The organism is Caldovatus sediminis (genome assembly GCF_014644455.1).
Classification (GTDB): domain Bacteria; phylum Pseudomonadota; class Alphaproteobacteria; order Acetobacterales; family Acetobacteraceae; genus Caldovatus; species Caldovatus sediminis.
In genome coordinates this window covers 1-26,451 of sequence record NZ_BMKS01000005.1, presented here as the reverse complement: position 1 = coordinate 26,451, position 26,451 = coordinate 1, and the positions used below count along the sequence as shown (strand labels likewise).

Here is a 26,451-nt window from a genome sequence, read left to right as displayed (position 1 = left end):
GCCATGCGTCGCGCTGTCCCGCGGATGACGCTTCGGTCATCCCGAGGCGAGCCGCAGCCTCGCCCGCAGCCCCGGCGGACGCCGCCCGGGCTCGGCGTCCTCCAGCGCCAGTTCGCCCTGGTGCAGGTGCGCCACCGCCAGCACCAGCGACAGGCCGAGCCCCGATCCCGGCGTGCCGCGGGAGGAATCGGCGCGGAAGAACCGCTCGCCGGCGCGCGCGCGGTCGGCGGGGGCGAGGCCGGGCCCCTCGTCGGAAACCGTCACCTCGGCGGCGAGGGGCGCCCCGGCCGGACCCGGCTCGTCGAGCGTGCGGGCGGAGAGGCGCACCGTGCCGCCGGCCGGGCCGAACTTCACCGCATTGTCGAGCAGGTTGGCCACGGCCTGGAGCAGAAGGTCGCGGTCGCCGGTCAGCCGGACCGAGTCCGGCAGCGCGGTCTCCAGCCGCTGGCCGCGCGCCTCCGCCGCGGCGCCGTAGAACTCGGCGAGGTCGGCGAGCAGCGGCACCAGGTCGAGCGGCGCGAAGGCGGCGCGGCGGGCGCCGGCCTCGGCCTCGGCGATGCGCAGCAGGGCCTGGAAGACGCGGGTGATGGCGTCGAGGTCGGCGATGCCGGCCTCCACCGCCGCGCGGAGCGCCCGCCCGTCCGGCGTGCCCGGCTCCGGCGTGCTGCGCAGCGCGTCCTCGAGCTTGGCGCGCGCCCGCGCGATCGGGGTGCGCAGGTCGTGCGCGACGGCGTCGGAGACGCCCTTCACGCCGGCCATCAGCCGGTCGATCCGGTCGAGCATGGCGTTCATCGTCGCGCCCAGCCGGTCGAACTCGTCGCCGAGCCCGGTGAGCCGGACGCGCTGCCCGAGATCGCCGCCGGCGATCGCCGCCGCCGTCTCGAAGGCCGGGCGCAGGCGGGTCTCGAGCGCGCGGCGCAGCAGCCAGGCGCCGAAGAGGGCGAAGAACAGGGCGAAGCCCGCCGCCCAGATCAGCCCCTCCGCGATCAGCTCGCGCAGCGCGAGCTTGTCGGCGACGTCGCGCCCGACCAGCAGGCGGTAGCCGCCCGGCAGCGTCGTGGCGTAGAGCCGCGCCTCCGAGCTTTGCCCGTCATGGGTGACGAGGAGGTTGGCCCAGGCCGTGACCGCGTCCTCGATCTCCGGCGGCCAGCGGTCCAGGTTGCCCGCCAGGCGCTGTCCGTCGGGGCCGTGCAGCAGGTAGATGGAGGCGGCGTCCACGTCCACCGCGAGCCGCTCCTCGATCGCCTCCGCGGTGCCGGGTGCGCCGGCTTCGCGCCAGCGCTCCGCGAGCGCCAGCGCGTCGGCGCGGAGCAGCGCGTCGGTCTGGCGGTCGAGCGCGACGGCGGTGCCCCACCAGAGCACCAGGGCGAAGGCGAGGATCGAGCCCGCGAACAGCGCGGCGAAGAGCAGCGCGAAGCGGAATCCGGCGCTGCGGAGCAGGCGCAGGAGCGGACCGGGGGGCGGAGCCCCCGGCGACAGCCCGTCGCCGCCGTCCCGGTCCGGCGCCGCGCGGCCCGGCGCCGCGGCGGCGCGGGCGCGGGGGGGCAGGTGGTTCATGGGCCCGCGACCCCGGCCGCCTAGTCGGCGCGGATCATGTAGCCGGCGTTGCGCACGGTGTGGATCAGCGGCTTGTCGAAGCCCTTGTCCAGCTTCTGGCGCAGGCGGCTGACATGCACGTCGATCACGTTGGTCTGCGGGTCGAAGTGGTAGTCCCAGACCTTCTCGAGCAGCATGGTGCGGGTCACCACCTGCCCGGCGTGGCGCATCAGGTGCTCGAGCAGCCGGAATTCGCGCGGCTGCACCTCCACCCGCTTGCCGCCGCGGGTGACGGTGCGCGAGAGGAGGTCGAGCTCGAGGTCGGCGACGCGCAGCTTGGTGGTGGGCGCGTCGGTGGCGGGCCGGCGGCCGAGCGCCTCGACCCGCGCGAGCAGCTCGGCGAAGGCGAAGGGCTTCACCAGGTAGTCGTCGCCGCCGGCCTTGAGACCCCGCACGCGCTCGTCCACCGCGGAGAGGGCGGAGAGGAACAGCACCGGCGTGCGGCTGCCCTGGCTGCGCAGCGTCTCGACCAGGCGGACGCCGTCCACGCCGCCGGGCAGCATGCGGTCGAGGACGAGCAGGTCGAATTGCTCCGAGGCGGCGAGGAACAGGCCGTCGCGCCCGTTGGCGGCGTGCTCGACGACATGGCCGGCCTCCTGCAGCCCCTTCTTCACGAAGCGGGCGACCTCGGCATCGTCCTCGACCAGCAGGATGCGCATCGTGGCTCCTCGGCAGCGGTGGCGGCAAGGGTAGCGCGGTTGCGGGCGGCGCCGAAGCCAGGGCGGGCGCGCTCCGCGTCAGCCCTCGCGGTTCGGCGGCGGGCGTCGGCCGACCTGGACCCGGAACTCGCGCTCCCGCCCGTCGCGCAGCACGGTCAGGCGCACGGTCTGGCCGGGAGGCACCGCGGCGACGTTGCGCACCAGGGTGCGCGAGCTGTCCACCCGCTCCCCCTCGATCGCGACCACCACGTCGCCGGGGCGGAGGCCGGCGCGTGCCGCCGGGCCGCCGCGCTCCACCGCCGCGATGAGCACGCCGGCGCCCGGCCGCGGTCCGGCACCGTCGAGATCCTGCACGCTCACCCCGAGCCAGCCGCGGTCGATGCGCCCCTCGCGCAGGATCTGGTCGATCACGCTCCGCGCGAGGTCGGAGGGCGTGGCGAAGCCGATGCCGGCATAGGCGCCGGTCGGCGAGTAGATCGCGGTCGAGATGCCGACCACCTCGCCGGCCGTGTTGAACAGCGGGCCGCCGGAATTGCCGGGGTTGATCGCGGCGTCGGTCTGGATGAAGTCGTCGAACGGCCCGGCGCCGATCTCGCGGCCGCGGGCGGAGACGATCCCCGCCGTCACGCTGCCGCCGAGCCCGAAGGGATTGCCCGCGGCGAGCACCCACTGCCCGACCCGCAGCGCGGCCGAACTGCCCCAGGTCAGGTAGGGCAGCGGCTGGCGCGCGTCGATCTTGAGCAGGGCGAGGTCGGTGAGGTCGTCGGTGCCCACCACGCGGGCCGGGAACTCCTGCCCGCCCTGCAGCGAGACGGTGACGCGCGTCGCGTTGCCGACGACGTGCTCGTTCGTGACCACGTAGCCCGCCGGATCGACGATGAAGCCGGAGCCCGCGCCCCGGATGATGCGGCGCGCGCCGCGCAGCCGCTCGCGCAGGAAGCGCTCCGCGGGTGTGCCGCGCAGCTCGGGGGGGATCTGCACGGCCTGCTCGCCGGTGATGCTGATGTTGACGACGGCGGGCAGCACCCGGTCGGCGAGGTCCGCGAAGTCCGGCACCCACTGGCCGCGCTGCGCCTGCGCCGGGGCGGGCGCGAGCAGCGTGGCGACGGGCCCCGGCGAGCAGGCCAGCACGAGGGTGGCAAGCGCCGCTCCGGAGAGGAAGGCACGGCGGCGGGCGGCTCCCGCGGGCGGAGGGGATGGGGGCATCGGTCGGCGGATCCTCAGCATCAATGGACCAGGGACGGCTCGGCGGGCAGGACGGCCGGTCGGGCAACGGACGGCCGGTGTGCGGAATCGGCGCGGCGATGCCGCCGATGACGGGAGTCTGGGGGGGCGGCGCATGCCGTTCAACGGGCCGACGGCACGGGGCGCTGGCCGTCCGGCCGTCCCTGTCGCGGCGCCTGCGGCGGCAGCGGCCGTGTCGGATCCTCCGGCCAGGCGTGCTTCGGGTAGCGGCCGCGCATCTCCTTGCGCACCTCCGCCCAGGCGCCGCGCCAGAAGCCGGCGAGGTCGCCGGTGACGGCGATCGGCCGCCCGGCCGGGGAGAGCAGCGCCGCCTGCAGCGGCACCCGCCCCTCGGCGAGCCGCGGCAGCTCGGCGAGGCCGTAGAGGTGCTGCGCGCGCGCCGCGAGCGTCGGCGTCTCGCGCGCGTAGTCGATCGCGGCGCTGCGGCCGCCGGGCAGCGCGACGCTGGCCGGCAGGGCGGCGTCGAGGCGGCGGCGCTGCTCCCGGGTGAGCAGGCCGGCGAGCAGCGCGCAGAGGTCGAGCGCGGCGAGGTCGGCGAGGCGCGTGCCGCGGCCATGCAGATGCGGCGCGAGCCAGTCCTGCGCGCGCGCGGCGAGCGCCGTGTCGGAGACGTCGGGCCAGTCCGCGCCCTCCACCCGGCGCAGCCAGAGGATGCGCGCCTGGAGCTGGCGCGCGGCGTCCGTCCAGTCGAGGTCGCGCAGGCCGCGCGCGGCGGCGGCCTCGGCCAGGGCGGCGGCGATGGCGGCCGGGTCCGCCTGCGGCAGCGGCGCCTCCTCCAGCACCAGCGCGCCGAAGCGCAGGCGGCGGCGGGCGACGACGGCGCCGGCGCGCGGGTCGAAGGCAGCACCCTCCTCGCGCACGAAGCGCTCGGGGAAGCGGGCCTCCAGCGCGGCGCGGGAGAGCGGGGCGGCCATGCGGATGCGCGCCTCCGTGCCCTGGAGGTCGAGATCGGCCACCGCGAGCAGCGGCGCCCGGCCGAGCGGATCGGTCGCGGGGAGCCGCGCGCCCTGGCCCGAGGCGAGGCGGAAGGCGCCGTCCATCACGCCGCGCCGGGCGGCGATGCGGTCCGGGAAGCCGGCGGCGAGCAGCGCGCCCGCATCGCCCTCCGGCGCCGTGCCGCCGTGCAGGCCGAGCCGGCGCCGGTGCAGCGCGGCGGCGCGGCGGATGCGGTGGATCGCGGCGCGGTCGGCGGCCGGGTGGTCGCCGCCATGCAGCAGGTCGAGGCGCAGGCGGATGTCCGCCGGCGCGTCGCGGCCGCGGATCGGGTCGCGCTCCTCCAGCAGCGCGGCGAGGTCGGCGGCGAGCGCGCCCTCGCCCGGGCCCTCGGCCGCGACGAGCATGCGGGCGAGGCGCGGATGCGTGCCGAGCCGCGCCATGCGGCGGCCGATCGCGGTGATGCGCCCTTCCGCGTCCAGCGCGTCGAGCTCGCGCAGCAGCGCGCGCGCGGCGGCGAGCGCCCCGGCGGGCGGCGGATCGAGGAAGGGGAGCGAGGCGGGCTCGGCGCCCCAGGCGGCGCAATCGAGCGCCAGGCCGGAAAGCTCGGCCTCGAGGATCTCCGGCGTGTCCTGCGCGGGCAGGCCGCGGTGCAGCGCCTCGCTCCACAGCCGGATGGCGACGCCCGGCGCCTCGCGACCGGCGCGGCCGGCGCGCTGCTCCGCCGCGGCGCGGGAGAGGCGCAGCGTGACGAGGCGCGTCAGCCCGGTCGCCGGATCGAGCCGCGGCGCGCGGCGGAAGCCGCCATCCACCACGATGCGCACGCCGGGGACGGTGAGCGAGGTCTCGGCGATCGCGGTGGCGAGCACGACCTTGCGCCGCTCCGAGGGCGCCAGCGCGCGGTCCTGATCGGCCGGCGGCAGCTCGCCGTGCAGCGGCAGCACCTCGGCCTCGATCCCGCCGAGGCGCTCGGCGGTGCGGCGGATCTCGCCCCAGCCGGGCAGGAAGGCGAGCAGGTCGCCGGGATGCTCGCGCAGCGCCTCGCGGATCGCGGCGGCCATCGCCTCCGGCAGGTCGCGCGGGTCGCGCAGGTCGCGCGCGCGGTGGCGGACGGCGACCGGGAAGGCGCGGCCCCGGCTCTCGACCAGCGGCGCGTCGCCGAGGAGGCGCGCGAAGCCGGCCGCGTCGAGCGTCGCCGACATGGCGAGCAGGCGCAGCTCCGGCCGCAGCGCCCGCTGCAGGTCGAGGCAGAGGGCGAGCGCGAGGTCGGTGTCGAGATGGCGCTCGTGCGCCTCGTCGAACAGCACCGCGGCGACGCCCTCGAGGCCGGGATCGGACTGCAGGCGGCGGACCAGCAGGCCCTCGGTCACCACCTCGACGCGGGTCGCCGGCGAGACCAGGCGCTCCAGCCGGGTGGCGAGGCCGACCGTGCCGCCCGGCCCCGCCTCCCCGAGCAGCGCCGCCATGCGCCGCGCGGCGGCGCGGGCGGCGACGCGGCGCGGCTCGAGGACGAGGATCCTCCCGGAGGCCGCCCAGGGCTCCTCGCGCAGCACCAGCGGGACGAGCGTGGTCTTGCCGGCGCCGGGCGGGGCGACGAGGACGGCGCTCGGCCCCGCGCGCAGCGCGGCGCGCAGGGCCGGGAGCGCCTCGGCGACGGGCAGGGCGGGCAGGGCGGGGGCTTGCACGCGGCCGATCTATCCGGGGCGAGGGCGCTTGTCACAGCGGAGGCGGGCGCGCGGCGGCGAGCGGCGTCGCGGCCCGCCCCGCCGCCCGGCGCTGCGCCACCCTACCGCCGCCCGCGCTGCGGCGCGGCGGGCACCGCGCCGATCCCGCGCGGCTCGATCAGCACCTCGCGCACCACGGCGCGCATGGCGTCGAGGAAGCCCTGCTCGCGCGCGCCCTCGACGCGGAAGGCGATGCGCCGCAGCGGGTCCGCGGTGGGCAGCTCGGCGACGAAGCCCGGCGCGCGGGCGGCGTGGAGGGAGATCAGCTCGCGCGCGGTCAGGGCGTTGCGCGCGCCGCGGAACGCGGCCGGGACCTGGAGCAGCATGTCCGGCCCGAAGGCCGCGACCAGGCGGGCGAGGTCCATGCTGACCTCGACGAAGTCGCGACGGATCTCGAATTCGAGCGGCCCGGCGCGATCGGATGTTCGGGGGTCGTCCGCCGCCACGCGTCTGCCCTTTCCCCGGTCCGCGGCGATCCGGCGTGGATGCCGCGGGAAAGATAGGCGGCGTCGCCGGTCCTGGCAGCGGGGGCGTCGCCCTCGCCGGCGCAGCGGCCCGCGGCGCGGGAGGCTGCGGCCGCCCCCTGTCGTGCCGGCCGGAGGGCGCGCGGCGGCGTCCTCGTCCCGCGCGGCGCCGGCGTCGCCCCGGCCGGCGGCACCGCGGCGGGCGCCGTTGCATGCCCGGGCTTCGATCCGGATACTCGCCGCGTCTCCGGCCCTGCCCGGGGACGCGCCTCTCGGTCCCGGCCCGGCACCGCCGGCCGGTCGCGCCTCGCCCATCCCTCCGGCCGTCCGCGCGGCCGCCGCACAGGAGATCCGATGCCCGCCTCCCGGGTCCCGCTGCTCGCGATCGCGGCGGCCCTCGTGCTGGTGCCGTGGCTGCTCTGGCGCCTGCGCGGGGTGCGCCGGGCGGCGCCGCTCGCGGTGGTGCAGATCATGGTCGGGGTGGCGCTCGGCCCCTCGCTGCTCGGCCGCGCCGCGCCCGAATTCCACGCCGCGGTGTTCACGCCGGAGGTCCTCGCCGCGCTGCAGGGCGTGGCGAATGTCGGGGCGATGCTCTACGTCCTCGTCGCCGGCATGCACCTCGATCCGCAGGCGCTGCGCGGCCAGGCGCGGCGGCTCGCCGCCCCCGCCCTGGGCAGCTTTCTCCTCCCCTTCGGGCTCGGCATGGGCCTCGGGGTCTGGATGGCGGAGGCGGTGCCGGGCGCGGTCGGGCCGCGGGGCGACGGCCTGGGCTTCGCCGCGGCGATCGGCGCCTGCGTCGCCTGCACCGCCCTGCCGGTGCTGGCGGCGATCCTGCGCGAGGCGGAATGGACCGGAACGCGGCTCGGCCAGGTCTCGCTCGCCCTCGCCGCGCTCAACGACGCCGCGCTCTGGCTGGTGCTGGCGGTGGTGCTGGCGCTCTCCGCCGGCCGCGGAGCGGGCGCGCTGTCCACCCTGGCCCTCGCCCTGGCCTGGGGCGGGGCGCTGGTCTGGCTGGTGCGGCCGCTGCTCGCGCGGCTGGAGGCGGCGGGCGCCGGGCGCGACGACGGCGGGCGCATGCTGGTCGCGGCCGTCGCCGCCGCCCTCGCATCCGGCGCGGCCGCGGAGGCGATCGGGATCGGCTACATCGTCGGGGGCTTCGCGGCCGGCACCGTCATGCCGCGCGGCAGCCGGGCGGCGCTGCTCGCGCGGCTCGAGCCGGCGGCGGCGATCGTGCTGCTGCCGTTCTTCTTCATGGCGACCGGGCTGAAGGCGCTGATCGAGCCGGATTCGGCGGCGTTCCTCGCGGTCTTCGCCGCCGCCACCGCGGCGACGGTGGCGGGCAAGGTCGCCGGCGCCGCCCTGCCGGCGCGCGCCGCCGGGGAGCGCTGGTCCTTCGCGCTCGCGCTCGGGGCGCTGCTGCAGGCGAAGGGGCTGATGGAGGTGGTGGTGCTCGCCGTGCTGCTCGACGCCGGGCTGATCGGCCGGACGGCGTTCTCCGCGCTGGTCGCGATGGCGATCGTCTGCACCCTCGCCGCGGCGCCGCTGGCGCGGCTCGCCCTCGCCTGGCGCGGCGGCACGCAGGCCGCGGCCGGCACGGGGGCGACCGCGGCGGCGCCGCGCGCCGGGGGGTAGGCCCTCGCGCCGGCGACGGCGGCGCGGGCTCCCGCCGCGGCCGGCCGGTGCCGCGCTGCCCGGCGGGCATGCGGGCGCCTTGCATCCGCGCCCGGCCCGCGCGACGTTGCGCGCATGAGCGAGCCCCTCCCCCCCGTGCTTCTCGTCGGCTGCGGCAAGATGGGCGGCGCGATGCTGTCCGGCTGGCTGGAGCGCGGCCTCTCCCGCGCCGTGGTGGTCGAGCCGCGGGCCGCGGCCGCCGCCGCCTTCGCCGGGCGCGGGGAGGTGGAGGTCGTCGCCGCGCCCGCGGCGATCCCCGCCGGCTTCGCGCCGGCCGCCGTGGTGCTGGCGATCAAGCCGCAGGAGGCCGAGGCGGCGCTGCCCGCCTATGCCCGCTTCGCCGCGCCGGGCACCGTCTTCCTCTCGATCATGGCCGGGCGCACGGTGGCGGCGATCCGCCGCGGCGTGGGCGAGGGCGCGGCGGTGGTGCGCGCCATGCCCAACACCCCGGCGGCGGTGCGCCAGGGCTTCACCGTCGCCTGCGCCGGGCCCGGCGTCTCCGCCGCGCAGCGCGCGCTGTGCGACGCGCTGCTCTCCGCCATCGGCGAGGTCGCCTGGGTGGAGGAGGAGGCGCTGCTCGATCCCGTCACCGCCGTCTCCGGCGGCGGCCCGGCCTACGTCTTCCTGCTCGCCGAGGTGATGGAGGAGGCCGCGGTCGAGCAGGGCATCCCGCGCGACCTCGCCCGGCGCATGGCGCGGCGCACGGTCAGCGGCTCCGGCGCGCTGCTCGCCGCGAGCGGGCAGGACGCGGCCGAGCTGCGCCGGGCGGTCACCAGCCCGAAGGGCACGACCGAGCGGGCGCTCGCCGTGCTCATGGCGCCCGACGCCTGGCCGGCGCTGATGTCGCGCGCCATCGCCGCGGCCACCGCGCGGGCGCGCGAGCTGGCGGGCTAGGCGGCGGCGACGCGGGACACGCCGCCGATGAGCGCCACCGCGCACCCCGCCGACGCGCCGCTCTCGCCCGAGGCCGAGGCGCGGCTGCACGCCGCCTTCTGGCGCGCCGTGGCGGCGCAGGGCTGGCACCGGCTGACCATGCGCCGCCTCGCCGCCGAGAGCGGCCTGCCGCTCTCCGCCCTGCGCCGCGCGCTGCCCGCCCCGCTCGACGCGCTGCGGCTTCACCTGCGCCTGACCGACCAGGAAGTGCTGCGCGGCACGCTGCCCGGGCAGGGCGGCAGCGCGCGCGACCGGCTGTTCGACGTGCTGATGCGCCGCTTCGACGCGCTGCAGCCGCATCGGCCCGGCGTGCTGCGGCTGCTGCGCGACCTGCGGCGCGACCCGCTGCTCGCCCTCGCCCTGGGACCCGGCCTCGTCGCCTCGATGGCGTGGATGCTGGAGGCGGCGGAGATCGGGTCCGCCGGCCCGGCGGGGCTGCTGCGCGCGCAGGGGCTGGCGGGCGTGTGGCTCGCCGCGCTGCGCGCCTGGGAGGACGACCCGACGGAGGATCTGGCGCACACGATGGCGGCGCTCGACCGCCTCCTGGGCCGCGCCGAGCAGGTGGTCCGCACGCTCGGCCTCGGCGACGGCGGGGAGGGCGCCGGGAGCGCCTGAGGCGGCGCCGCGCCGACCGGGCCGGCCGAGCCATGCGGCACGGCGCCGCGGCGCGCGCCGGGCGCGGCCGGCTTCCTCGGCGCGGCGGGGCCGGTCTAGGATCGCCCGTCGTTCCCGCCCGCCGCGGCCCTGGCGGCCGCGGCCCAGGTCAGGATGGAGCCGCCCATGCCCTCCGATTCCCCCGGATCCAGGCCCGAGATGGACGTGCTGCGCATGTTCGCCGACTTCCGCCTGCCGGCGATGCCGGACCTCGAGGCGCTGACGCAGGCGCAGCGGCGCAACCTCGAGGCGCTGTCGGCGGCCAACCGGGTGGCGCTGGAAGGCGCGCAGGCGGTGGCGCGGCGGCACATGGAGATCCTGCAGCAGGCGATGTCGGAGACGACCGAGGCGATGCGCAGCCTCGCCGCCGCCGGCGAGTCGCCGCAGGCCCGCGCGGCGAAGCAGGCGGAGCTGCTCAAGGCCGCCTACGAGCGCGCCGTGGCCAACCTCAAGGAGATCGCCGACCTGATCCAGAAGTCCAACGCCGAGGCGCTGGCGGTGCTCAACCGCCGCTTCGCCGAGGCGATGGACGAGGTGAAGGCGATGATGAACAAGCCGGGCTGAGGCCCGACGGCGCGCGCGACCGGGGGGGCCGGGTGGTCGGACCGGCCGGGCTGCGGCGCGCCGACCCGCGTCACCCTCGCCCGTCCCGGCTAGGCCGCCGGGCTGCCCCGGCGGAGGGGATGCCGGGGCATCCTCGCCGCGCCGGCAGGCGTGGGCGAGCCGGGAGCCCGTGGCGCGGGCAGGGTGCGAGGCCGCACGCGGCGGACCGCGGCCCGGCGGCGCTCTCCCGCACCCCCGGCTTGCCGCGCCGGTGAGGCGCGACTATGGTCCGCGCGCGCCGCGCCTGCCCGCCGCCTGCGGGCCGGGCGCGCCGCGCGGGCCGGCCGGGCGCGGCGGCCCCCCTTGAGCGGGATCGGACGCGGGCGGAATCACGCACGGGCGCGGGACCGCGATGCGGCCCGACGGTTGCGGACGACGACGACGGGATACGGGATGCGGGTTTCCAACGAGGGCGGGTGGCGCTTCGGGACGGCGGGAGTGCGGCGCGTCGGCGCGCGTCTCGCCGCGGGATTGGCGATCGGGCTGCTCGCCGCGGGCGCGGCGCTGGCGCAGTCCTCGGGCGGCGTCGGGGCCGAGCCGGCGCAAGGCGTCGGCGCGCCGGTGCCCTGGGGCCTCGGGCTGCAGCCCTCGGGCGGGCCGGTGAAGACCGCGATCTCGGACCTGAACACGATGGTCCTCGGGATCATGATCGCGATCACCGCGTTCGTGACCGCGCTGCTCGGCTGGTGCCTCTGGCGCTACCGCGCGGCGGCGAACCCGACGCCGTCCAAGACCAGCCACAACACCATGCTCGAGATCGCCTGGACGGTGATCCCGGTGCTGATCCTGATCGTGATCGCGATCCCGTCCTTCCGGCTGATCTACTACCAGGACCGCGCGCGTGACGCCGACCTCACGATCAACGTGCAGGGGCGGCAGTGGTACTGGCACTACCGGTATCCCGACCACGGCGACCTCGCCTTCGACAGCCGGCCGATCCCGGACGACGAGATCCGGCCGGGCCAGCTCCGCGCCCTGTCGGTGGACGAGCCGCTGGTGGTGCCGGTCGGCAAGAACGTGCGGGTGCTGACCACGGGGCAGGACGTGATCCACTCCTTCTTCGTGCCCTCGCTCGGCGTGCAGAAGTACACGATCCCGGGCCGTACGCTGGAGACGTGGTTCCGCGCCGACCGGCCGGGCGTCTACTACGGCCAGTGCAACCAGATCTGCGGCACGAACCACTGGTTCATGCCGATCGAGGTGCGCGCCGTGCCGGAACCCGAGTTCCAGGCCTGGGTGGAGCGGGCGCGGCAGCGCGCCGCGCAGGGCCTGCCGCCCGGCGGGGCCCCGGCCGTGGCGGAAGGCGCCCCGGCGAACCAGCAGACCGCGGAGGTCCGCCGGTAGTCCGGCGGTCCCAGGGAAGAGGCATCATGGCGACCGCGACCCACGCGCATCACGACCACCACGACCACAAGCCCGGCTTCGTGGCCCGCTGGCTGTTCTCGACCAACCACAAGGACATCGGCACGCTCTACATCGTCTTCTCGATCATCGCCGCGCTGATCGGCGGCGGCATCTCCTGGGCGATGCGGTTCGAGCTGCAGAACCCGGGGCTGCAGATCTTCGCCGACGGGCAGATGTGGAACGCCTGGGTCTCGGCGCACGGGCTGATCATGGTGTTCTTCGTGGTCATGCCGGCGCTGATCGGCGGGTTCGGCAACTGGTTCGTGCCGATCATGATCGGCGCGCCGGACATGGCCTTCCCGCGCATGAACAACATCAGCTTCTGGCTGCTGGTGCCGTCCTTCCTGCTGCTCGGCGCGAGCCTGTTCGTCGGCGAGGGGCCGGGCGCGGGCTGGACGATCTACCCGCCGCTCTCCTCGGGCCAGTACCATCCGAGCCCGGCGATGGACATGGCGCTGTTCTCGCTCCACCTCGCCGGGGCGAGCTCGATCCTGGGCGCGGCCAACTTCATCACCACCATCCTCAACATGCGCGCGCCGGGAATGACGCTGCACAAGATGCCGCTCTTCGTGTGGTCCATCCTGGTGACGGCGTTCCTGCTGCTGCTCGCGGTTCCGGTGCTGGCCGGCGCGATCACCATGCTGCTGACGGACCGCATGTTCGGCACCGCCTTCTTCCGGCCGGAGGGCGGCGGCGACCCGGTGCTGTTCCAGCACCTGTTCTGGTTCTTCGGCCATCCCGAAGTCTACATCATGATCCTGCCGGCCTTCGGGATCATCAGCCACGTCGTCTCGACCTTCTCGAAGAAGCCGGTGTTCGGCTACCTCGGCATGGCCTACGCGATGGTGGCGATCGGCTTCGTCGGCTTCATCGTCTGGGCGCACCACATGTTCACCTCGGGGATCGAGGTCGACACGCGCGCCTACTTCATGGCCGCGACCATGGTCATCGCCGTGCCGACGGGGATCAAGATCTTCTCCTGGATCGCCACCATGTGGGGCGGGTCGCTCGACCTGCGCACCCCCATGCTGTGGGCGATCGGCTTCATCTTCCTGTTCACCATCGGCGGCGTGACCGGGGTGAAGCTCGCCAACGCCGGGCTCGACACCATCCTGCACAACACCTACTACGTGGTGGCGCACTTCCACTACGTGCTCAGCCTCGGCGCGGTGTTCGGCATGTTCTGCGCCTTCTACTACTGGATCGGCAAGATGAGCGGCCGCCAGTACCCGGAGTTCTGGGGCAAGGTGCACTTCTGGCTCGCCTTCGTCGGCGCCAACCTCACCTTCTTCCCCCAGCACTTCCTTGGCGCCCAGGGCATGCCGCGGCGCTACCCGGACTACCCCGACGTCTTCTGGGGCTGGAACTTCGTCTCCTCGGTCGGCTCGATCATCTCCATGATCTCGGTCGGCGTGTTCCTCTACGTGGTGTACCGCACCTTCACCTCGGGCGAGCGCGTCGCCGAGAATTACTGGGGCGAGGGGGCGACCACGCTCGAGTGGCAGGTGAGCTCGCCCCCGCCCTTCCACACCTTCGAGGAGCTGCCGCGCGTGCGCTGAGCGCGCGCGGCGGACCGCACCCGACGCGACGGAGCAGACGCGGCGATGAGCGAAAGCGCCGTGGAGGACGCGGCGAAGGGGGGCAGCGGCGCCCCCCTTCGGCTTTCCGCGCCCGGCACGACGGCGGACCTTTCCGAGGTCCGCGACTGGATCGCGCTGCTCAAGCCGCGGGTGATGTCGCTCGTCGTCTTCACCGGCCTCGTCGGGCTGCTGCTGGCGCCGCAGCGGCTGCACCCCACGCTCGCGCTCGCGGCCGTGCTGTGCATCGCGGTCGGCGCCGGCGCTGCGGGCGCGATCAACATGTGGTACGACCGCGACATCGACGCGCGGATGCGCCGCACCGCGGACCGCCCGATCCCGGCCGGGCGCATCGCGCCCGAGGCGGCGCTCGGCTTCGGCGTGACGCTGGCCGCGGCCTCCGTCGTGGTGATGGGGCTCGCGACCAACTGGCTGGCGGCCGGGGTGCTCGCGCTCTCGATCGCCTTCTACGTCTTCGTCTACACGATGTGGCTGAAGCGGCGCACGCCGCAGAACATCGTCATCGGCGGCGCGGCGGGCGCCTTCCCGCCGGTGATCGGCTGGGCGGCGGCGACCGGCGCCGTCGGGCTCGAGCCGCTGGTGCTCTTCGCCATCGTCTTCGTCTGGACGCCGCCGCACTTCTGGGCGCTGTCGCTCTTCGCCCACCAGGACTACGCCCGCGCCGGGGTGCCGATGCTGCCCGTCGTCGCGGGGGCGCGCGAGACGCGGCGGCAGATCATGCTCTACTGCCTGCTGCTCGCCCCGCTCGGCCTCGCGCCCTGGGCGCTCGGCTTCGCCGGGCCCGCCTACGCGGTCGCGGCGGCACTGCTCGGCGCGGGCTTCCTGCGCCAGGGCTGGCGGGTGCTGCGCGACGCGCAGGACGCCGATGGGCGCAGCCTCACCGGCGACGCGCCGGCGCGGCGCTGCTTCCGCTACTCGCTGGTCTACCTCGCCGTGCTGTTCGCCGCGCTCGCGGCCGACCGGCTGGCCCTCGGCGGAGCCGCGGGATGACGCCGGAGGAGCGCCAGGCCTTCGAGCGGCGGCGGCGCGGACGCAACATCGCGCTGCTCGTCGCGCTGCTCGCGCTCGTGGTGCTGTTCTATCTGATCAGCGTCGCGCGGCTCTCGCGCGCCGCCGGACTGTCCTGAGGGAGACGCCGCGCCATGCCGCCTCCGCCGCGCCGCCCCGCCGCCGACCTCGCGCGCCGCAACCGCCGGCTCGCCGCCGGCGCCTTCGCGGTCGTGTTCGGCATGGTCGGCCTCTCCTTCGCCGCGGTGCCGCTCTACCGGCTGTTCTGCCAGGTCACCGGCTACGGCGGCACGCCGATGATCTCCGCCGGCGCCGCGCCGGGGCAGCCGGGCGAGGCGGTGGTCACCGTCCGCTTCGACGCCACCACCCACCCCGACCTTCCCTGGCGGTTCGCGCCGGCGCAGGGCCCGGTCCGCCTGCGCGTCGGCGAGGAGGCGCTGGCCTTCTACACCGCGCGCAACCTCGCCGACCGCCCGGTCACCGGCGTCGCCACCTACAACGTCACGCCCGAGAAGGTCGGGCGCTACTTCAACAAGATCGCGTGCTTCTGCTTCGACGAGCAGACCCTCGCGCCGGGCCAGGAGGTGGAGATGCCGCTCGCCTTCTGGGTCGATCCCCGCCTCGCCGAGGACCCGAGCACGCGGGAGGTGCGCACCATCACCATCCACTACAGCTTCTTCCGCAGCCTTTCCGACGCCGAACGGGCCGGGGCGCTGGCGAACGCCGGCGCGCATGTCGGGCGGCGCGACGCGGCCGCCCCCGGCGGCGCCGCGCCGCGGGCCAATTGATGCGCGCCGCCGCGCCGGCATCCCGGCTCCCGGGCTTGATCGGGCACGGCTTTTCGGCATTCATGCGCCCGACCTGCATCCAGCACGACATGTCGTTGCGACGCACCACCCGGGCATCGGCCCGCCCCCTGCGCCGCCCCGCCGCCTGAGACCAGGACAGACCATGGCCAGCACCGCCGCGACCACCGCGACCCCCATCCCGGCCCAGCACGGCCCGGCGGCGACGAGCGCCGCCGACGAGTACGAGCCGCCGCCGCCGCACAAGCATCCCTACCACCTGGTCGACCCCTCTCCCTGGCCGATCCTCGGCGCCTTCGCCGGCGCCGCGCTGGTCAGCGGCTTCATCCTGCTCGGCCACTACGGCCAGACCTGGCTGCTATTCGTCGGCCTCGCCGCCACCCTCGCCGTCATGGCGCTGTGGTGGCGCGACGTGATCCGCGAGGCGAAGACGCCCGGCCTGCACACCCCGGTGGTCCGCATCGGCCTGCGCTACGGCATGGCGCTGTTCATCGCCTCGGAGGTGATGTTCTTCGTCGCCTTCTTCTGGGCCTACTTCCACTACGCCCTCTACCCGGAGCACGTCGCCGGCGCCGAGGTCGCGGTCTGGCCGCCGCAAGGCGTCAAGACCTTCGATCCGTTCGACCTGCCCTTCCTGAACACCCTGATCCTGCTGCTCTCCGGCACCACCGTCACCTGGGCGCACCACGCGCTGCTCGAGAACGACCGCAAGGGCCTGATCACCGGGCTGGCGCTGACGGTCCTGCTCGGCATCGCCTTCACCGGCTTCCAGGCCTACGAGTACTCGGTGGCGCCGTTCAAGTTCTACGAGGGCGGGGTCTATCCCTCGACCTTCTTCCTCGCCACCGGCTTCCACGGCTTCCACGTCATCATCGGGACCTGCTTCCTGACCGTGAACCTGGTGCGGGCCATCCGCGGCGACTTCACGCCGCGCCGCCACTTCGGCTTCGAGGCGGCGGCCTGGTACTGGCACTTCGTGGACGTGGTCTGGCTGTTCCTCTTCGTCTGCATCTACTGGTGGGGTGCAGGCGAGATCGCCGCGCACTGAGGCGCGTTCCGGGGCGCGATGCCCGGCGAGCCCTCATCCGCGGCCCCGCCGGACCCCGGCGGGGCCGCGCCGCTTTCGACGGCGGCGCTGTTCGGCCGCTGCCCGCGCTGCGGGCGCGGCGCGCTGTTCCACGGCCTGCTCGCCGTCCGCGAGCGCTGCGCCGTCTGCGGGCTCGACCTGCGCGCGCAGGATGCGGGCGACGGGCCGGCGGTCGCGGCGATCTTCGTGGTCGGCGCGCTCGCGATGCTCGCCGCCTTCGTGGTCGAGTTCCGGTTCGAGCCGCCGCTCTGGGTCCACGCGGCGCTGTGGCCGGCAGTGGTGCTGCCGGTCTCGGTGCTGACCATGCGCGTCGCCAAGGCGGCGCTGATCGCGCTGCAATGGCGCCATCGCCGCTCCGCCGGGGGGGTGTGAGCGGGCCGGGCGGCGGCCGGGCGCCGGTGCCTGCGGGGCCGCGGCGGCCCTGGCGCGGGGTGCTCCTGGCCGCGCTGGCCGTCCTGCCCGTGCTGCTGGCGCTGCTCGGCCTCGGCACCTGGCAGGCGCAGCGCCTCGCCTGGAAGACCGACCTCCTCGCCCGGCTGGAGGCCATGGAGGCGGGGCCGCCCGTCCCGCTCGACGCCCTCGCCGGCCCCCCGGAGCCCTACGCGAAGCTCGCCGCCGTCGGGCGCTTCCTGCACGGCCGCGAGGCGCTGCTCGGCTTCGCGGTCCGCGACGGCCGGATGGGCGCGCACCTGCTCACCCCGCTGGAGCGCGAGGGCGGCCGCCGCCCGGCCCTGCTGGTGGACCGCGGCTGGGTGCCGCTCGCGCCCGACGGCGCCGCGCCGGACCCGGCCGCGGGCATCGCGCGGCCCGAGGGCGAGGTGACGGTCGTCGGCTACGCCCGGCCCGGGCAGGCGCGGGAGTGGGTGTCGCCGGCCGACGACCCGGCGCGCCGGCGCTTCTTCGTCTTCGATCCGGGGGCGATCGGCGCCGCGCTGGGCCTGCCCGCGGTCGAGCCCTTCGGGCTGGTGGCGCTGGCCGAAGGCGACGCCCCCGCCCGCGGCCCGTTCCCCGTCCCGGCCACGGCCCTGCCGCGCCCGACCAATCCGCATCTGGGCTACGCGATCACCTGGTACGGGCTTGCCCTCGCGCTCGTCCTCGTCTTCCTCGCCTGGGCCCGTCGCCTCCTGAAGGATCCCGGCCCCGCATGAGCACTCCCCGCGCCGCCGCCTATGCCCGGCTGAAGGCCCGTTTCGCCCGCATCGCCGCGCTCGGCGAGGCGGCCGCCATGCTGCACTGGGACGCGAGCGCGATGATGCCGCCGGGCGGCGCCGCGGCGCGCGGCGAGCAGCTCGCGGTGATCGCCGGCCTGTCGCACGAGCTGCTGACCGCGCCGGAGGTCGCCGAGGACCTCGCCGCCGCCGAGGCGCAGGGCGCGTGGGACGAGGCCAACCTGGCGCTGATGCGCCGCGCCCATGCGCGCGCCACGGCGCTGCCGACGGCGCTGGTCGAGGCCACGGCGCGGGCCAACAGCGCCTGCGAGAAGGTCTGGCGCGAGGCCAAGGCGCGCGCCGACTTCGCGATGGTCCGCCCGCACCTCGAGGAGGTGGTGGGGCTGCAGCGCGAGACGGCGCAGGCGCTCTCCGCCGCCCTCGGCCTCGACCCCTACGACGCGCTGATGGACGGCTACCAGCGCGGCGTCACCGCCGCCGAGGTGGAGCCGATCTTCGCCCGCTACGAGGCCTTCCTGCGCGACGCCCTGCCGCGCGCCGAGGCGATCCAGGCGGCGCGGCCGGCGCCGATCCCGCCGCGCGGGCCCTTCCCCGTCGCCGCCCAGCGCGCCCTCTGCCGCCGGCTCTCGGAGCGGCTCGGCCTCGACTACGCCCACGCGCGGCTCGACGAGTCGCTGCACCCGTTCTGCGGCGGCATCCCGAGCGACGTGCGCATCACCACCTTCTACGCCGAGGACAATTTCGCCAAGGCGCTGCTCGGCGTGCTGCACGAGACCGGGCACGCCCTCTACGAGCGCGGCCTGCCGGAGGCCTGGGCGCGCCAGCCGGCGGGCGAGGCGGCGGGCATGGCGGCGCACGAGTCGCAGAGCCTGATCATGGAGATGCAGGCCTGCCGCTCCGACGCCTTCCTCGCCTTCCTCGGGCCGGAGCTGCACGCGGCCTTCGGCGGCGACCCGGCGCCCTACGCGCCGGACAACCTGGCGCGGCTGTGGCGGCGCGTGGAGCGCGGCTTCATCCGCGTGGACGCGGACGAGCTGACCTACCCCGCGCACGTGATCCTGCGCTTCCGCCTGGAGCGCGCGCTGATCGGCGGCGCGCTGGCGGTCGCCGACCTGCCGGGGGCGTGGAACGAGGGGTTTTCCCGGCTGCTCGGCCTGACGCCGCCGGACGACGCGCGCGGCTGCCTGCAGGACATCCACTGGTACGACGGCGCCTTCGGCTACTTCCCGAGCTACACCCTCGGCGCCATGGCCGCGGCGCAGCTCATGGGCGCGGCGCGGCGCGACCTGCCGGGGCTGGACGCCTCGCTGGCGCGCGGCGAGGTGCGGCCGCTGACCGGCTGGCTGCGCGAGAAGGTGCATGCCGAGGGCGCGCGGCTCGGCTTCCAGGACCTGCTGCGCGCGGCGACCGGCAAGCCGCTGGACCCCCAGGACTTCCTCCACCACCTGCGGGCGCGGTACCTGGCGGCGGGCTGAGGCCGCCATCCCGGCGCCGCAGGGTTGCGTCGCGGGCGTGCGCCGGCGAATGGTGCGCCGGACGCGGGGCGGGGGCGGCGCATGGCGACCTTGGGGACGGCGGAGCGGAACGTGATCCTGATCGCAGGCTATCCGCGCTCCGGCACCACCTTCACCTCCGGCGTCTGCGCCAACGCCGAGCGCGGCTACAACCAGGCGATCGGCCGCTTCGGGCCGCATCTGCGCGGCGCCGTGCGCCCCGGCCATCAGCTCGACACCGGCTTTGATCCGGACTTCTTCGCGCGCTCGCGTGCGGCGCTGGAGCGCGTGGTGGCGCGCACGCACAGCCGCCCGGCGACGGTGGCGCGGCGGTTCCCGGAGGTGTGGAACGCGGTCGGACGCGTCCTCTACGTCCAGCGCCACCCCTTCGACGTGGCGATCTCGGTCTGCAAGTACGTCATCGCCAACGACCGCTCCGTGCCGGGGACCGGCGCGGGGGCCGGGAGCTTCGAGGAGGCCGTCGAGAAGGGGCTGTTCGCCCGCTACTTCGAGCGGTTCTGCGCGCTCGGCGGCGCGCCGAACTTCGCGGAGGGCGGGGCGGACGCCTACGGCACCTGGCTCCAGCACCTCGCCGAGTGGCACGCCTTCCTCGCGCAGGGGACGGTACCGGGCCTCGTCCTCTCCTACGACCGTCTGACGCGCGAGCCGCTGCTGCGCTTCCGCCTCGCCGCCCGCGCCCTGGACCTGCCCTGGCGCGAGCAGGACATCGCGGCGGCGCTGCGGCACATGTCGCCGGAGGGCGTGCGGTCGCGCCTCGGCGACCACTTCGTCTCGCCCGAGCCGCTCGAGCTCCGCTATCCGGAACTGCTGAGCCCGGAGCAGGTGCGCCGCGGCCTCGACAGCTTCGGCGAGGCGATGCTGCGCTACGGGCTCTGAGGCTCCGGCGGCGCCGTCGCGCCCTCCGGCAGCGGCGCGAAGACCCCTGGCTGCCACCAGTGCTCGGCCGAGAACAGCGCGCGCCCCTCGCCGCGCAGCACGAAGTGCCGGGTCGCGATCGAGCGGGCGAGGAAGTCCGTGGGCTCGCGCGCCGTCATGCCGAGGATGCGATCGAGCGTCAGCGCGCCCTGCGCGATCGCCTGGCGGCGCTGCTGGCGCGCCTGCTGGTCGAGGAGGGTGAAGGCGACGTTCTCGGCGCTCGGGCGCAGCGCGGCGACCGGATTGCCGAGCCGGACCGGCGGGTGCGGCGGGCCGCGGCGACGCCGGCGCCAGAGGTCGAAGCAGAGGAAGCGGCCGACATAGTCCGCGAAGCTGTTCTGCAGGTGCCAGAACAGCACCGGCCGGCCGTCGAACAGGTCCAGCCCGTCCCGTCGCGCCACGACGATGGGCGGCGCCCCGGGCGGGTGCGGGGGGTTGAGCGGGTTGACGAACACCGCATGGTCGCGGCGGAGCGCGGCGGCGCCGGGCGCGCCGAGCCGCCCCGCCTGCTCGAGGCCGCGCAGCAGGTCCTGGTCGCTGGCGATGCGCGCGCGGCGGCGGTGGCCCTGATAGCCGATCGCCGCCTCGAGCGCGTCGCGGTCCCGCGCGACCGCCTCGATCGCCTCGCAATAGGCGTCGAGCCAGGCCGGGTCCGACACCGCCACCAGGCAGGGGCTGCCGAAATGGCAGGTCCGGCCGGCGAAGAGCGCCGCGACCTCCGCGAAGGGGCGCTGGAAGAACAGGTCGAGGTCGAGGTGCAGGAAGGGCTCGCCGGCCAGCATCTCGCGGATCAGCGGCCAGCGCAGGAAGCAGAGCACGTCGTAGCGGCTGGCGATGCCGGCGAGGCCGGGCAGCCGCGCGGCCAGCGCCTCCGTCGCGGCGCCCGCGTCCACCAGACGGACGTGCCCGGCGGCGAGGTGCTCGGCGTAGCGCGGCGTGATCTTCGCGAACCCCTCCATGACCAGGACGGTCAGCGGATGCGCGGCGGAGGCGCGGCCATGCTCGACATGCACGCCGAGGCAGGTCTCGAGCTCGAACTCCTCGAGCGTCGCGGGGATCCAGGCGGTGGAGACGAGCCTCATGGCGCGGCGGCGCCCGCGCCCGCCGCGTCGCCAACCCGGCCGCGGGCATCCCTGGCCCGGTGCAGCACCGCGGCGATGCCGCGCGCGGCGAGGGCGGCGAGGTCCCGCGCCGGCACCGGCGGCGCCTCGCCGATCCGCACCCGTCCCGAGGCGAGGCGTAGCGCCTCCCGCCCGCCGAACCAGCGCGCGTTGATCCGCGCCACGGCGGCCTCGTTGTGGCGGCGGAAGGCCTCGAAGGCGGCGGCGCCGACCCAGACCTCGCTCCGCTCCGTGGCCGGCGCGTTGGTCAGCGCGTCGCTCACCGCGAGGCAGAGCGGCCCCGGCTCTGGCTCGGCGTTGAGCGCCTCGTAGAGCAGCATCTCGAGGCCGGTGAGCGAGCGGTTGACGAGCGGCGCCGGCGGCAGGACCGGCGCGGCCGTCCCCGGCGGCAGCGCGATCCGCAGCACGGCGCCGGGGATGTCGGCGCGGTGCTCGTCGTAGGAGAGGACGGCGAGGTTCGTCTCGCCGAGCGTCCCGGCCCAGGTCTCGATCTGGCGCGCGAAGCCGGTGCGGTGCCGCGCGACGAAGCCGTCGAGGTCGGCGAAGCGCGCCCGGTTCAGCGGCAGGCGGCCCTGCTTGAGCACCTGCTGGTACAGCGCCACCGCGTGGTCGAGGACATGCCGCACGAAGAGGATCGCGCGCAGCCGCCGGCCCTGGCCGGCGACCAGGCGGGCGAAGGCGGCGATCTCCTCGGCCGGGGCGCCGGCGACCATCTCGTGCGAGAACAGCACGGGACGGGGGCCGGCGGCGCGGCAGGCCTCGACGACGTAGGCCTCGCAGGCGCCGCGGTCGAAATCGGAGCGGCGCATGGAGGGCTGCAGCAGCCAGGCGACCGGCCAGCCATTGCCGGCGCTGACCAGGCCGCGCCGCGCGCGGTCCTCCGAGGCGTCGCCGGAGACGGGGTACCACAGCCCGGCCGCGGCCAGGGCCGCGCGGCCCTGGGCGAAGCAGGTCTGCAGCGCCGAGGAGCCGGTCTTCATCGCCCCGATGTGCAGGAAGCAGTCCATCCTCGCCCGTACCGTGCGCGGCGCGGCTCGCCCGCGCCGGTTGATGCGTTCCGTGGCCCATAGCGCGGAATGCGACGCGGCGGCAGCCCCGGACGGAACGCCCGCCCGGCACCGCGCCGGCGCCAGGCTTCCCCGCCGCAGGGCCGGCCCCTACTGTGCCGGCCCCATGCGATACGTCTCCACCCGCGGCAAGGCCGCCCCGCGCGATTTCGAGGGCGTGCTGCTCGCCGGCCTCGCCGAGGACGGCGGGCTGTTCGTCCCCGAATCCTGGCCCGTGCTGTCGCCGGCGGAATGGCGCGCCCTGCGCGGCCTGCCCTATGCCGAGCTGGCGGCGCGCCTGGTCCACCCCTTCTGCGGCGCCTCCCTCTCCTTCGCGGCGCTCTCCGCCATGGCGCGCGAGGCCTATGCGGGCTTCGGCCACGCCGCGGTGGCGCCGCTCGTGCAGCTCGACCACCGGACCTTCGCCCTCGAGCTCTTCCACGGCCCCACCCTCGCCTTCAAGGACATGGCGATGCAGCTCCTCGGGCGGCTGTTCGACCATGTGCTGGCGCGGCGCGGCGAGCGCATCACCATCGTCGGCGCCACCTCCGGCGACACCGGCTCCGCCGCCATCGAGGCCTGCCGCGACCGCGCGGCGGTGGACGTCGTGATCCTCCACCCGCACGGCCGCACCTCGGAGGTGCAGCGGCGGCAGATGACGACGGTGCTCTCGCCCAACGTGCTGAACATCGCCGTCGAGGGCAGCTTCGACGACTGCCAGGACCTGGTGAAGGCGATGTTCGCCGACGCGCCCTTCCGGCGCGAGATGCGCCTCGCCGCGGTGAATTCGATCAACTGGGCGCGGGTCGCGGCGCAGATCCCCTACTACGCCTACGCGGCGCTCGCCCTCGGCGCGCCGGACCGGGAGGTGGCGTTCAGCGTCCCGACCGGCAATTTCGGCAACGTCCTCGCCGCCTGGGCGGCGCGGCGGATGGGGCTGCCGGTGGCGCGGCTGGTGGTCGGCTCGAACCGCAACGACATCCTGGCGCGCTGGCTCGCCGCCAACGACATGTCGGTGCGACCGGTGGAGCCCTCCCTCTCGCCCTCGATGGACATCCAGGTCTCGAGCAATTTCGAGCGGCTGCTGTTCGAGCTGCTCGGCCGCGACGCCGCGGCGACGCGCGAGGCGATGCGCCGCTTCCGCGCCGAGGGCCGCATGCCGGTCCCCGACGCCGCCTGGCGCGCGGCGACGGCGCTGTTCCAGGGCCTCGCCCTCGACGACGCGGGCACGCTTGCCGAGATCCGGCGCCTGCACGCCGGGAGCGGCTACCTCGCCGACCCGCACACCGCCGTCGGCACTGCCGCGGCGCGGGCGCTGGCGCCGGAGGACCCGGCGGTCCCCGTGGTCGCCGTCGCCACCGCCCACCCGGCGAAGTTCCCGGACGCGGTGGAGCGGGCCACGGGCCGTCGCCCCCCTCTGCCGCCACGCCTGGCCGACCTATATGAACGACCCGAGCGCTGCCGCGTGCTGCCGCCCGACCTCGGCGCGATCGAGGCCGCCGTGCGCGCCCACGCCCGCCGCAACGACCCCGCCTGAGACCGGAAGAAGACAGAAGAATTGAGCGAATCCGTCCGCCTGACCCGCCTGCCCGGCGGCCTGACCGTCGTCACCGAGCACATGCCGCGCGTCGAGACCGTCTCGATCGGCGCCTATGTCGGCGCCGGCACGCGCAACGAGCGGCCCGAGGAGAACGGCGTCTCCCACTTCCTCGAGCACATGGCGTTCAAGGGCACGGAGCGGCGCGACGCCGCCGCCATCGCGCGCGAGATCGAGGACGTCGGCGGCCACCTCAACGCCTACACCGCGCGCGAGCAGACGGCCTACTACTGCAAGGTGCTGAAGGAGGACCTGCCGCTCGCCGCCGACATCCTCGGCGACATCCTGACCCACTCCACCTTCGTCCCCGACGAGCTGGAGCGCGAGCGCGGCGTGATCCTGCAGGAGATCGGCCAGGCGCACGACACGCCGGACGACATCGTCTTCGACCACTTCCAGGCCACCGCCTATCCGGGCCAGCCGATGGGCCGCCCGGTCCTCGGCACCGAGGAGACGATCAAGGGGATGCCGCGCGAGGCGCTGGTCGGCTACATGCGCCGCCACTACGGGCCGCAGCACGTCGTCGTCGCCGCCGCCGGCGCGCTGGAGCACGAGGCGGTGGTGGAGCTGGTGCGCCGGCACTTCGCCGACCTGCCGCAGGCGGCGCCGCCCCCGCCCGAGCCCGCCCGCTACGAGGGCGGGGAGTTCCGCGAGGAGCGCGATCTCGACCAGGTGCACATCGTGCTCGGCTTCCCCGCCGTGCCCTACCGGCATCCGCTCTACTGGCCGACGCAGCTCCTCTCGACGCTGCTCGGCGGCGGCATGGCGTCGCGGCTGTTCCAGGAGATCCGCGAGAAGCGCGGGCTGGTCTACTCGATCTACGCCTTCGCCTCGCCCTTCCGCGATTCGGGGATGCTCGCGATCTACGCCGGCACCGGCGAGGAGGAGGCCCGCGAGCTGATGCCCGTCACGCTCGAGGAGCTGCGCAAGGTCCAGCGCGACGTGACGGAGGAGGAGCTCCGGCGCGCCAAGGCGCAGCTCCGCGCCTCGCTGCTGATGTCGCTCGAATCCACGAGCAGCCGGATCGAGCAGCTCGCCCGCCAGCTCCAGGTCCACGGCCGCGTCATCCCGGTCGAGGAGACGAAGGCGAGGATCGCGGCCGTCACCATCGGGCAGGTGCAGGAGGCGGCGGCGCTGGCATTCCGCGGGCGGCCGACGCTCGCCGCCATGGGGCCGGGCGGGAAGGTGCCGCGCGTGGCCGAGATCGCGGAGAGGCTGGCGGCATGACGACGACCGATCCCGTCGCGACGCTGCAGGAGCTCGTCGCCGCCGCGCGGCGCGCCGGCGCCGACGCGGCGGATGCGGTCCTGGTCAACGGCCGGTCCCTCTCGGTGCAGCGGCGGCTCGGCAGGATCGAGCAGCTCGAGCGCGCCGAGGGCGTGGACCTCGGCCTGCGGGTGTTCGTCGGGCGGCGGCAGGCGGTCGTCTCCACCACCGACCCCTCGCCGAAGGGCTTCCCGGCCCTGGCCGAGCGCGCGGTGGCGATGGCGCGGACCGTGCCGGAGGACCCCTTCGCCGGCCTCGCCGAGGCGCCGGACGGCGACCCCGCCCTCGCCTCCGCGCTCGACCTCGAGGACCCGGCGGAGCCCTCCGCCGAGGAGCTGATCGCCCGCGCCGCCGCCGCCGAGGAGGCGGCGCTCGCGGTGCCCGGCGTGACCAACAGCGAGGGGGCGGAGGCCGGCTGGTCGCGCACGCTGGTCGCGCTCGCCGCCACCAACGGCTTCGCCGGGGCCTTCGTCCGCACCGGCCACTCCGTCTCCGCCACCGCGCTGGCCGGGCAGGGCACGGCGATGGAGCGCGACTACGACTTCTCCAACGCGGTGCACCGCGCCGACCTGGAGGACGCCGCCGCCATCGGCCGCCGCGCCGGCGAGCGCGCGGTGGCGCGGCTCAACCCGCGCCGGCCGAAGACCGCGCGCCTGCCGGTGGTGTTCGACCAGCGCGTGGCGGGCTCGCTGCTCGGCCACCTCGCGGCCGCGATCAACGGCGCGGCGGTGGCGCGCGGCACCTCCTTCCTCAAGGACCGGCTCGGCCAAAGGGTGATGGCGGCGGGCCTCGTCGTGCGCGACGACCCGCTGCGCCGCCGCGGCCTGCGCTCGCGCCCCTTCGACGGCGAGGGCATGGCGGGCGCGCCGCGCGCGGTGGTCGAGGACGGCGTGCTGACCACCTGGCTGCTCGACTGGCGCAGCGCGCGCCAGCTCGGCATGGCCTCGACCGGCCATGCGAGCCGCGGCACCTCCGGCCCGCCGGGGCCGGCGCCGAGCAACCTCTGGCTCGCCCCCGGGCCGCTGACGCCGGCGCAGCTCATGGCCGACATCGCCGAGGGGCTGTTCGTGACCGAGATGATCGGCATGGGCGTGAACATGGTCACCGGCGACTACAGCCGCGGCGCCGCGGGCTTCATGATCCGGGGCGGCGCGCTGGCCGAGCCGGTGAGCGAGATCACCGTCGCCGGCAACCTCAAGGACATGCTCCTGCACCTCACCCCGGCGGACGATCTGGCGTTCAGGCGCGGGACGGATTCGCCGACGGTGCGGGTGGAGGGGCTGACCATGGCGGGGGCGTAGCCCCCGACATCCGTCCGCGGTCGAGGATGTAGCGTGATACCAACTCCCACTGATCGGAACCCATGAGCCCATTCGCGCAGGCCGATGGACATGATGCGCCATGGCTGATCGACGAGGCTGTTCCAGTGATGGCAGCA

Annotated in this window: 24 protein-coding genes; 17 read left to right on the top strand and 7 right to left on the bottom strand. The window is 75.9% G+C overall.

Annotated elements, in window-relative coordinates:
• Window positions 1–36: 36 nt before the first annotated feature.
• The 5 genes from IEX99_RS09545 to IEX99_RS09525 all read right to left on the bottom strand — a co-directional run bounded on the left by IEX99_RS09545 (window position 37) and on the right by IEX99_RS09525 (window position 6,603).
• A complete protein-coding gene (locus IEX99_RS09545; RefSeq protein ID WP_188899813.1) occupies window positions 37–1,557 on the bottom strand; it encodes a sensor histidine kinase in 1,521 nt (506 codons plus the stop codon).
• 20 nt (window positions 1,558–1,577) lie between these two features.
• The gene (locus IEX99_RS09540; protein ID WP_188899812.1) at window positions 1,578–2,255 is read right to left on the bottom strand and encodes a winged helix-turn-helix domain-containing protein; all 678 of its coding nucleotides are present in this window, start codon (window positions 2,253–2,255) and stop codon (window positions 1,578–1,580) included.
• A gap of 78 nt (window positions 2,256–2,333) precedes the next feature.
• Entirely contained in the window at window positions 2,334–3,461 is a 1,128-nt protein-coding gene (locus IEX99_RS09535) for a S1C family serine protease (RefSeq protein ID WP_188899811.1), read from the bottom strand.
• Between the two features lie 140 nt (window positions 3,462–3,601).
• The gene (hrpB, locus tag IEX99_RS09530) at window positions 3,602–6,118 is read right to left on the bottom strand and encodes an ATP-dependent helicase HrpB (RefSeq protein ID WP_229677910.1); all 2,517 of its coding nucleotides are present in this window, start codon (window positions 6,116–6,118) and stop codon (window positions 3,602–3,604) included.
• A gap of 101 nt (window positions 6,119–6,219) precedes the next feature.
• Entirely contained in the window at window positions 6,220–6,603 is a 384-nt protein-coding gene (locus tag IEX99_RS09525; RefSeq protein ID WP_188899810.1) for a hypothetical protein, read from the bottom strand.
• A 372-nt stretch (window positions 6,604–6,975) separates the two neighbouring features.
• Here IEX99_RS09525 and IEX99_RS09520 point away from each other — a divergent pair, with 372 nt between their 5' ends.
• The 14 genes from IEX99_RS09520 to IEX99_RS09455 all read left to right on the top strand — a co-directional run bounded on the left by IEX99_RS09520 (window position 6,976) and on the right by IEX99_RS09455 (window position 19,944).
• Window positions 6,976–8,253 (top strand): cation:proton antiporter, encoded by a 1,278-nt coding sequence (locus IEX99_RS09520; protein ID WP_188899809.1) that lies wholly within the window; start codon window positions 6,976–6,978, stop codon window positions 8,251–8,253.
• Window positions 8,254–8,367: 114 nt separating this feature from the next.
• Complete coding sequence (gene proC, locus IEX99_RS09515; protein ID WP_188899808.1) at window positions 8,368–9,186, top strand: pyrroline-5-carboxylate reductase; 819 nt, start codon at window positions 8,368–8,370, stop codon at window positions 9,184–9,186.
• Between the two features lie 27 nt (window positions 9,187–9,213).
• Window positions 9,214–9,840 (top strand): TetR family transcriptional regulator, encoded by a 627-nt coding sequence (locus IEX99_RS09510; protein ID WP_229677909.1) that lies wholly within the window; start codon window positions 9,214–9,216, stop codon window positions 9,838–9,840.
• A 165-nt stretch (window positions 9,841–10,005) separates the two neighbouring features.
• A complete protein-coding gene (locus IEX99_RS09505) occupies window positions 10,006–10,443 on the top strand; it encodes a phasin family protein (protein ID WP_188899807.1) in 438 nt (145 codons plus the stop codon).
• Between the two features lie 432 nt (window positions 10,444–10,875).
• On the top strand, window positions 10,876–11,826 hold the full coding sequence (coxB, locus tag IEX99_RS09500) for a cytochrome c oxidase subunit II (protein ID WP_188899806.1): 951 nt from the start codon (window positions 10,876–10,878) through the stop codon (window positions 11,824–11,826).
• A 26-nt stretch (window positions 11,827–11,852) separates the two neighbouring features.
• Window positions 11,853–13,445, top strand: coding sequence for a cytochrome c oxidase subunit I (gene ctaD, locus IEX99_RS09495; RefSeq protein WP_188899805.1), 1,593 nt, complete (start codon window positions 11,853–11,855; stop codon window positions 13,443–13,445).
• A 45-nt stretch (window positions 13,446–13,490) separates the two neighbouring features.
• Complete coding sequence (locus tag IEX99_RS09490; protein WP_188899804.1) at window positions 13,491–14,474, top strand: heme o synthase; 984 nt, start codon at window positions 13,491–13,493, stop codon at window positions 14,472–14,474.
• Complete coding sequence (locus IEX99_RS09485; protein ID WP_188899803.1) at window positions 14,471–14,611, top strand: hypothetical protein; 141 nt, start codon at window positions 14,471–14,473, stop codon at window positions 14,609–14,611. Before IEX99_RS09490 ends, IEX99_RS09485 begins: the two co-directional genes overlap by 4 nt.
• A 15-nt stretch (window positions 14,612–14,626) precedes the next feature.
• Window positions 14,627–15,280: a cytochrome c oxidase assembly protein gene (locus IEX99_RS09480; RefSeq protein ID WP_188899802.1), complete on the top strand. Its 654-nt coding sequence runs from the start codon at window positions 14,627–14,629 to the stop codon at window positions 15,278–15,280.
• A gap of 163 nt (window positions 15,281–15,443) precedes the next feature.
• Window positions 15,444–16,346 (top strand): cytochrome c oxidase subunit 3, encoded by a 903-nt coding sequence (locus IEX99_RS09475; RefSeq protein WP_188899801.1) that lies wholly within the window; start codon window positions 15,444–15,446, stop codon window positions 16,344–16,346.
• A gap of 18 nt (window positions 16,347–16,364) precedes the next feature.
• Window positions 16,365–16,757 carry a DUF983 domain-containing protein gene (locus IEX99_RS09470; RefSeq protein ID WP_188899800.1) on the top strand — a complete coding sequence of 131 codons (393 nt, stop codon included), beginning with the start codon at window positions 16,365–16,367 and terminating at the stop codon, window positions 16,755–16,757.
• Window positions 16,758–16,816: 59 nt separating this feature from the next.
• The gene (locus IEX99_RS09465; protein WP_229677908.1) at window positions 16,817–17,533 is read left to right on the top strand and encodes an SURF1 family protein; all 717 of its coding nucleotides are present in this window, start codon (window positions 16,817–16,819) and stop codon (window positions 17,531–17,533) included.
• Entirely contained in the window at window positions 17,530–19,029 is a 1,500-nt protein-coding gene (locus tag IEX99_RS09460) for a carboxypeptidase M32 (protein WP_188899798.1), read from the top strand. The genes IEX99_RS09465 and IEX99_RS09460 overlap by 4 nt, the downstream gene beginning before the upstream one ends.
• Before the next feature lie 111 nt (window positions 19,030–19,140).
• Window positions 19,141–19,944, top strand: coding sequence for a sulfotransferase domain-containing protein (locus tag IEX99_RS09455; protein ID WP_188899797.1), 804 nt, complete (start codon window positions 19,141–19,143; stop codon window positions 19,942–19,944).
• Here the strand turns inward: IEX99_RS09455 and IEX99_RS09450 are convergent.
• Both IEX99_RS09450 and IEX99_RS09445 read right to left on the bottom strand, forming a co-directional pair.
• Window positions 19,932–21,065, bottom strand: a complete 1,134-nt coding sequence (locus tag IEX99_RS09450) for a hypothetical protein (RefSeq protein ID WP_188899796.1) — start codon at window positions 21,063–21,065, stop codon at window positions 19,932–19,934. The genes IEX99_RS09455 and IEX99_RS09450 overlap by 13 nt on opposite strands.
• The gene (locus tag IEX99_RS09445; protein WP_188899795.1) at window positions 21,062–22,111 is read right to left on the bottom strand and encodes a hypothetical protein; all 1,050 of its coding nucleotides are present in this window, start codon (window positions 22,109–22,111) and stop codon (window positions 21,062–21,064) included. Before IEX99_RS09445 ends, IEX99_RS09450 begins: the two co-directional genes overlap by 4 nt.
• Window positions 22,112–22,277: 166 nt before the next feature.
• Between IEX99_RS09445 and thrC the strand changes: the two genes are divergently transcribed.
• From thrC to IEX99_RS09430, 3 genes are read left to right on the top strand one after another with little or no spacing between them, the layout of a single operon-like run.
• Complete coding sequence (gene thrC / locus IEX99_RS09440) at window positions 22,278–23,687, top strand: threonine synthase (RefSeq protein ID WP_188899794.1); 1,410 nt, start codon at window positions 22,278–22,280, stop codon at window positions 23,685–23,687.
• Window positions 23,688–23,708: 21 nt separating this feature from the next.
• Window positions 23,709–24,974, top strand: a complete 1,266-nt coding sequence (locus IEX99_RS09435; protein ID WP_188899793.1) for a M16 family metallopeptidase — start codon at window positions 23,709–23,711, stop codon at window positions 24,972–24,974.
• Window positions 24,971–26,314, top strand: coding sequence for a TldD/PmbA family protein (locus tag IEX99_RS09430; RefSeq protein ID WP_188899792.1), 1,344 nt, complete (start codon window positions 24,971–24,973; stop codon window positions 26,312–26,314). Before IEX99_RS09435 ends, IEX99_RS09430 begins: the two co-directional genes overlap by 4 nt.
• The last annotated feature ends 137 nt before the right edge of the window (window positions 26,315–26,451 follow it).

Bases quoted from the DNA above. Each gene is read 5' to 3' on its own strand.
- IEX99_RS09545 (WP_188899813.1), bottom strand. From the start codon at position 1,557: ATGAACCACCTGCCCCCCCGCGCCCGCGCCGCCGCGGCGCCGGGCCGC.
- IEX99_RS09540 (WP_188899812.1), bottom strand. From the start codon at position 2,255: ATGCGCATCCTGCTGGTCGAGGACGATGCCGAGGTCGCCCGCTTCGTG.
- IEX99_RS09535 (WP_188899811.1), bottom strand. From the start codon at position 3,461: ATGCCCCCATCCCCTCCGCCCGCGGGAGCCGCCCGCCGCCGTGCCTTC.
- IEX99_RS09520 (WP_188899809.1), top strand. From the start codon at position 6,976: ATGCCCGCCTCCCGGGTCCCGCTGCTCGCGATCGCGGCGGCCCTCGTG.
- proC (WP_188899808.1), top strand. From the start codon at position 8,368: ATGAGCGAGCCCCTCCCCCCCGTGCTTCTCGTCGGCTGCGGCAAGATG.
- IEX99_RS09510 (WP_229677909.1), top strand. From the start codon at position 9,214: ATGAGCGCCACCGCGCACCCCGCCGACGCGCCGCTCTCGCCCGAGGCC.
- IEX99_RS09505 (WP_188899807.1), top strand. From the start codon at position 10,006: ATGCCCTCCGATTCCCCCGGATCCAGGCCCGAGATGGACGTGCTGCGC.
- coxB (WP_188899806.1), top strand. From the start codon at position 10,876: ATGCGGGTTTCCAACGAGGGCGGGTGGCGCTTCGGGACGGCGGGAGTG.
- ctaD (WP_188899805.1), top strand. From the start codon at position 11,853: ATGGCGACCGCGACCCACGCGCATCACGACCACCACGACCACAAGCCC.
- IEX99_RS09490 (WP_188899804.1), top strand. From the start codon at position 13,491: ATGAGCGAAAGCGCCGTGGAGGACGCGGCGAAGGGGGGCAGCGGCGCC.
- IEX99_RS09485 (WP_188899803.1), top strand. From the start codon at position 14,471: ATGACGCCGGAGGAGCGCCAGGCCTTCGAGCGGCGGCGGCGCGGACGC.
- IEX99_RS09480 (WP_188899802.1), top strand. From the start codon at position 14,627: ATGCCGCCTCCGCCGCGCCGCCCCGCCGCCGACCTCGCGCGCCGCAAC.
- IEX99_RS09475 (WP_188899801.1), top strand. From the start codon at position 15,444: ATGGCCAGCACCGCCGCGACCACCGCGACCCCCATCCCGGCCCAGCAC.
- IEX99_RS09470 (WP_188899800.1), top strand. From the start codon at position 16,365: ATGCCCGGCGAGCCCTCATCCGCGGCCCCGCCGGACCCCGGCGGGGCC.
- IEX99_RS09460 (WP_188899798.1), top strand. From the start codon at position 17,530: ATGAGCACTCCCCGCGCCGCCGCCTATGCCCGGCTGAAGGCCCGTTTC.
- IEX99_RS09450 (WP_188899796.1), bottom strand. From the start codon at position 21,065: ATGAGGCTCGTCTCCACCGCCTGGATCCCCGCGACGCTCGAGGAGTTC.
- IEX99_RS09445 (WP_188899795.1), bottom strand. From the start codon at position 22,111: ATGGACTGCTTCCTGCACATCGGGGCGATGAAGACCGGCTCCTCGGCG.
- thrC (WP_188899794.1), top strand. From the start codon at position 22,278: ATGCGATACGTCTCCACCCGCGGCAAGGCCGCCCCGCGCGATTTCGAG.
- IEX99_RS09430 (WP_188899792.1), top strand. From the start codon at position 24,971: ATGACGACGACCGATCCCGTCGCGACGCTGCAGGAGCTCGTCGCCGCC.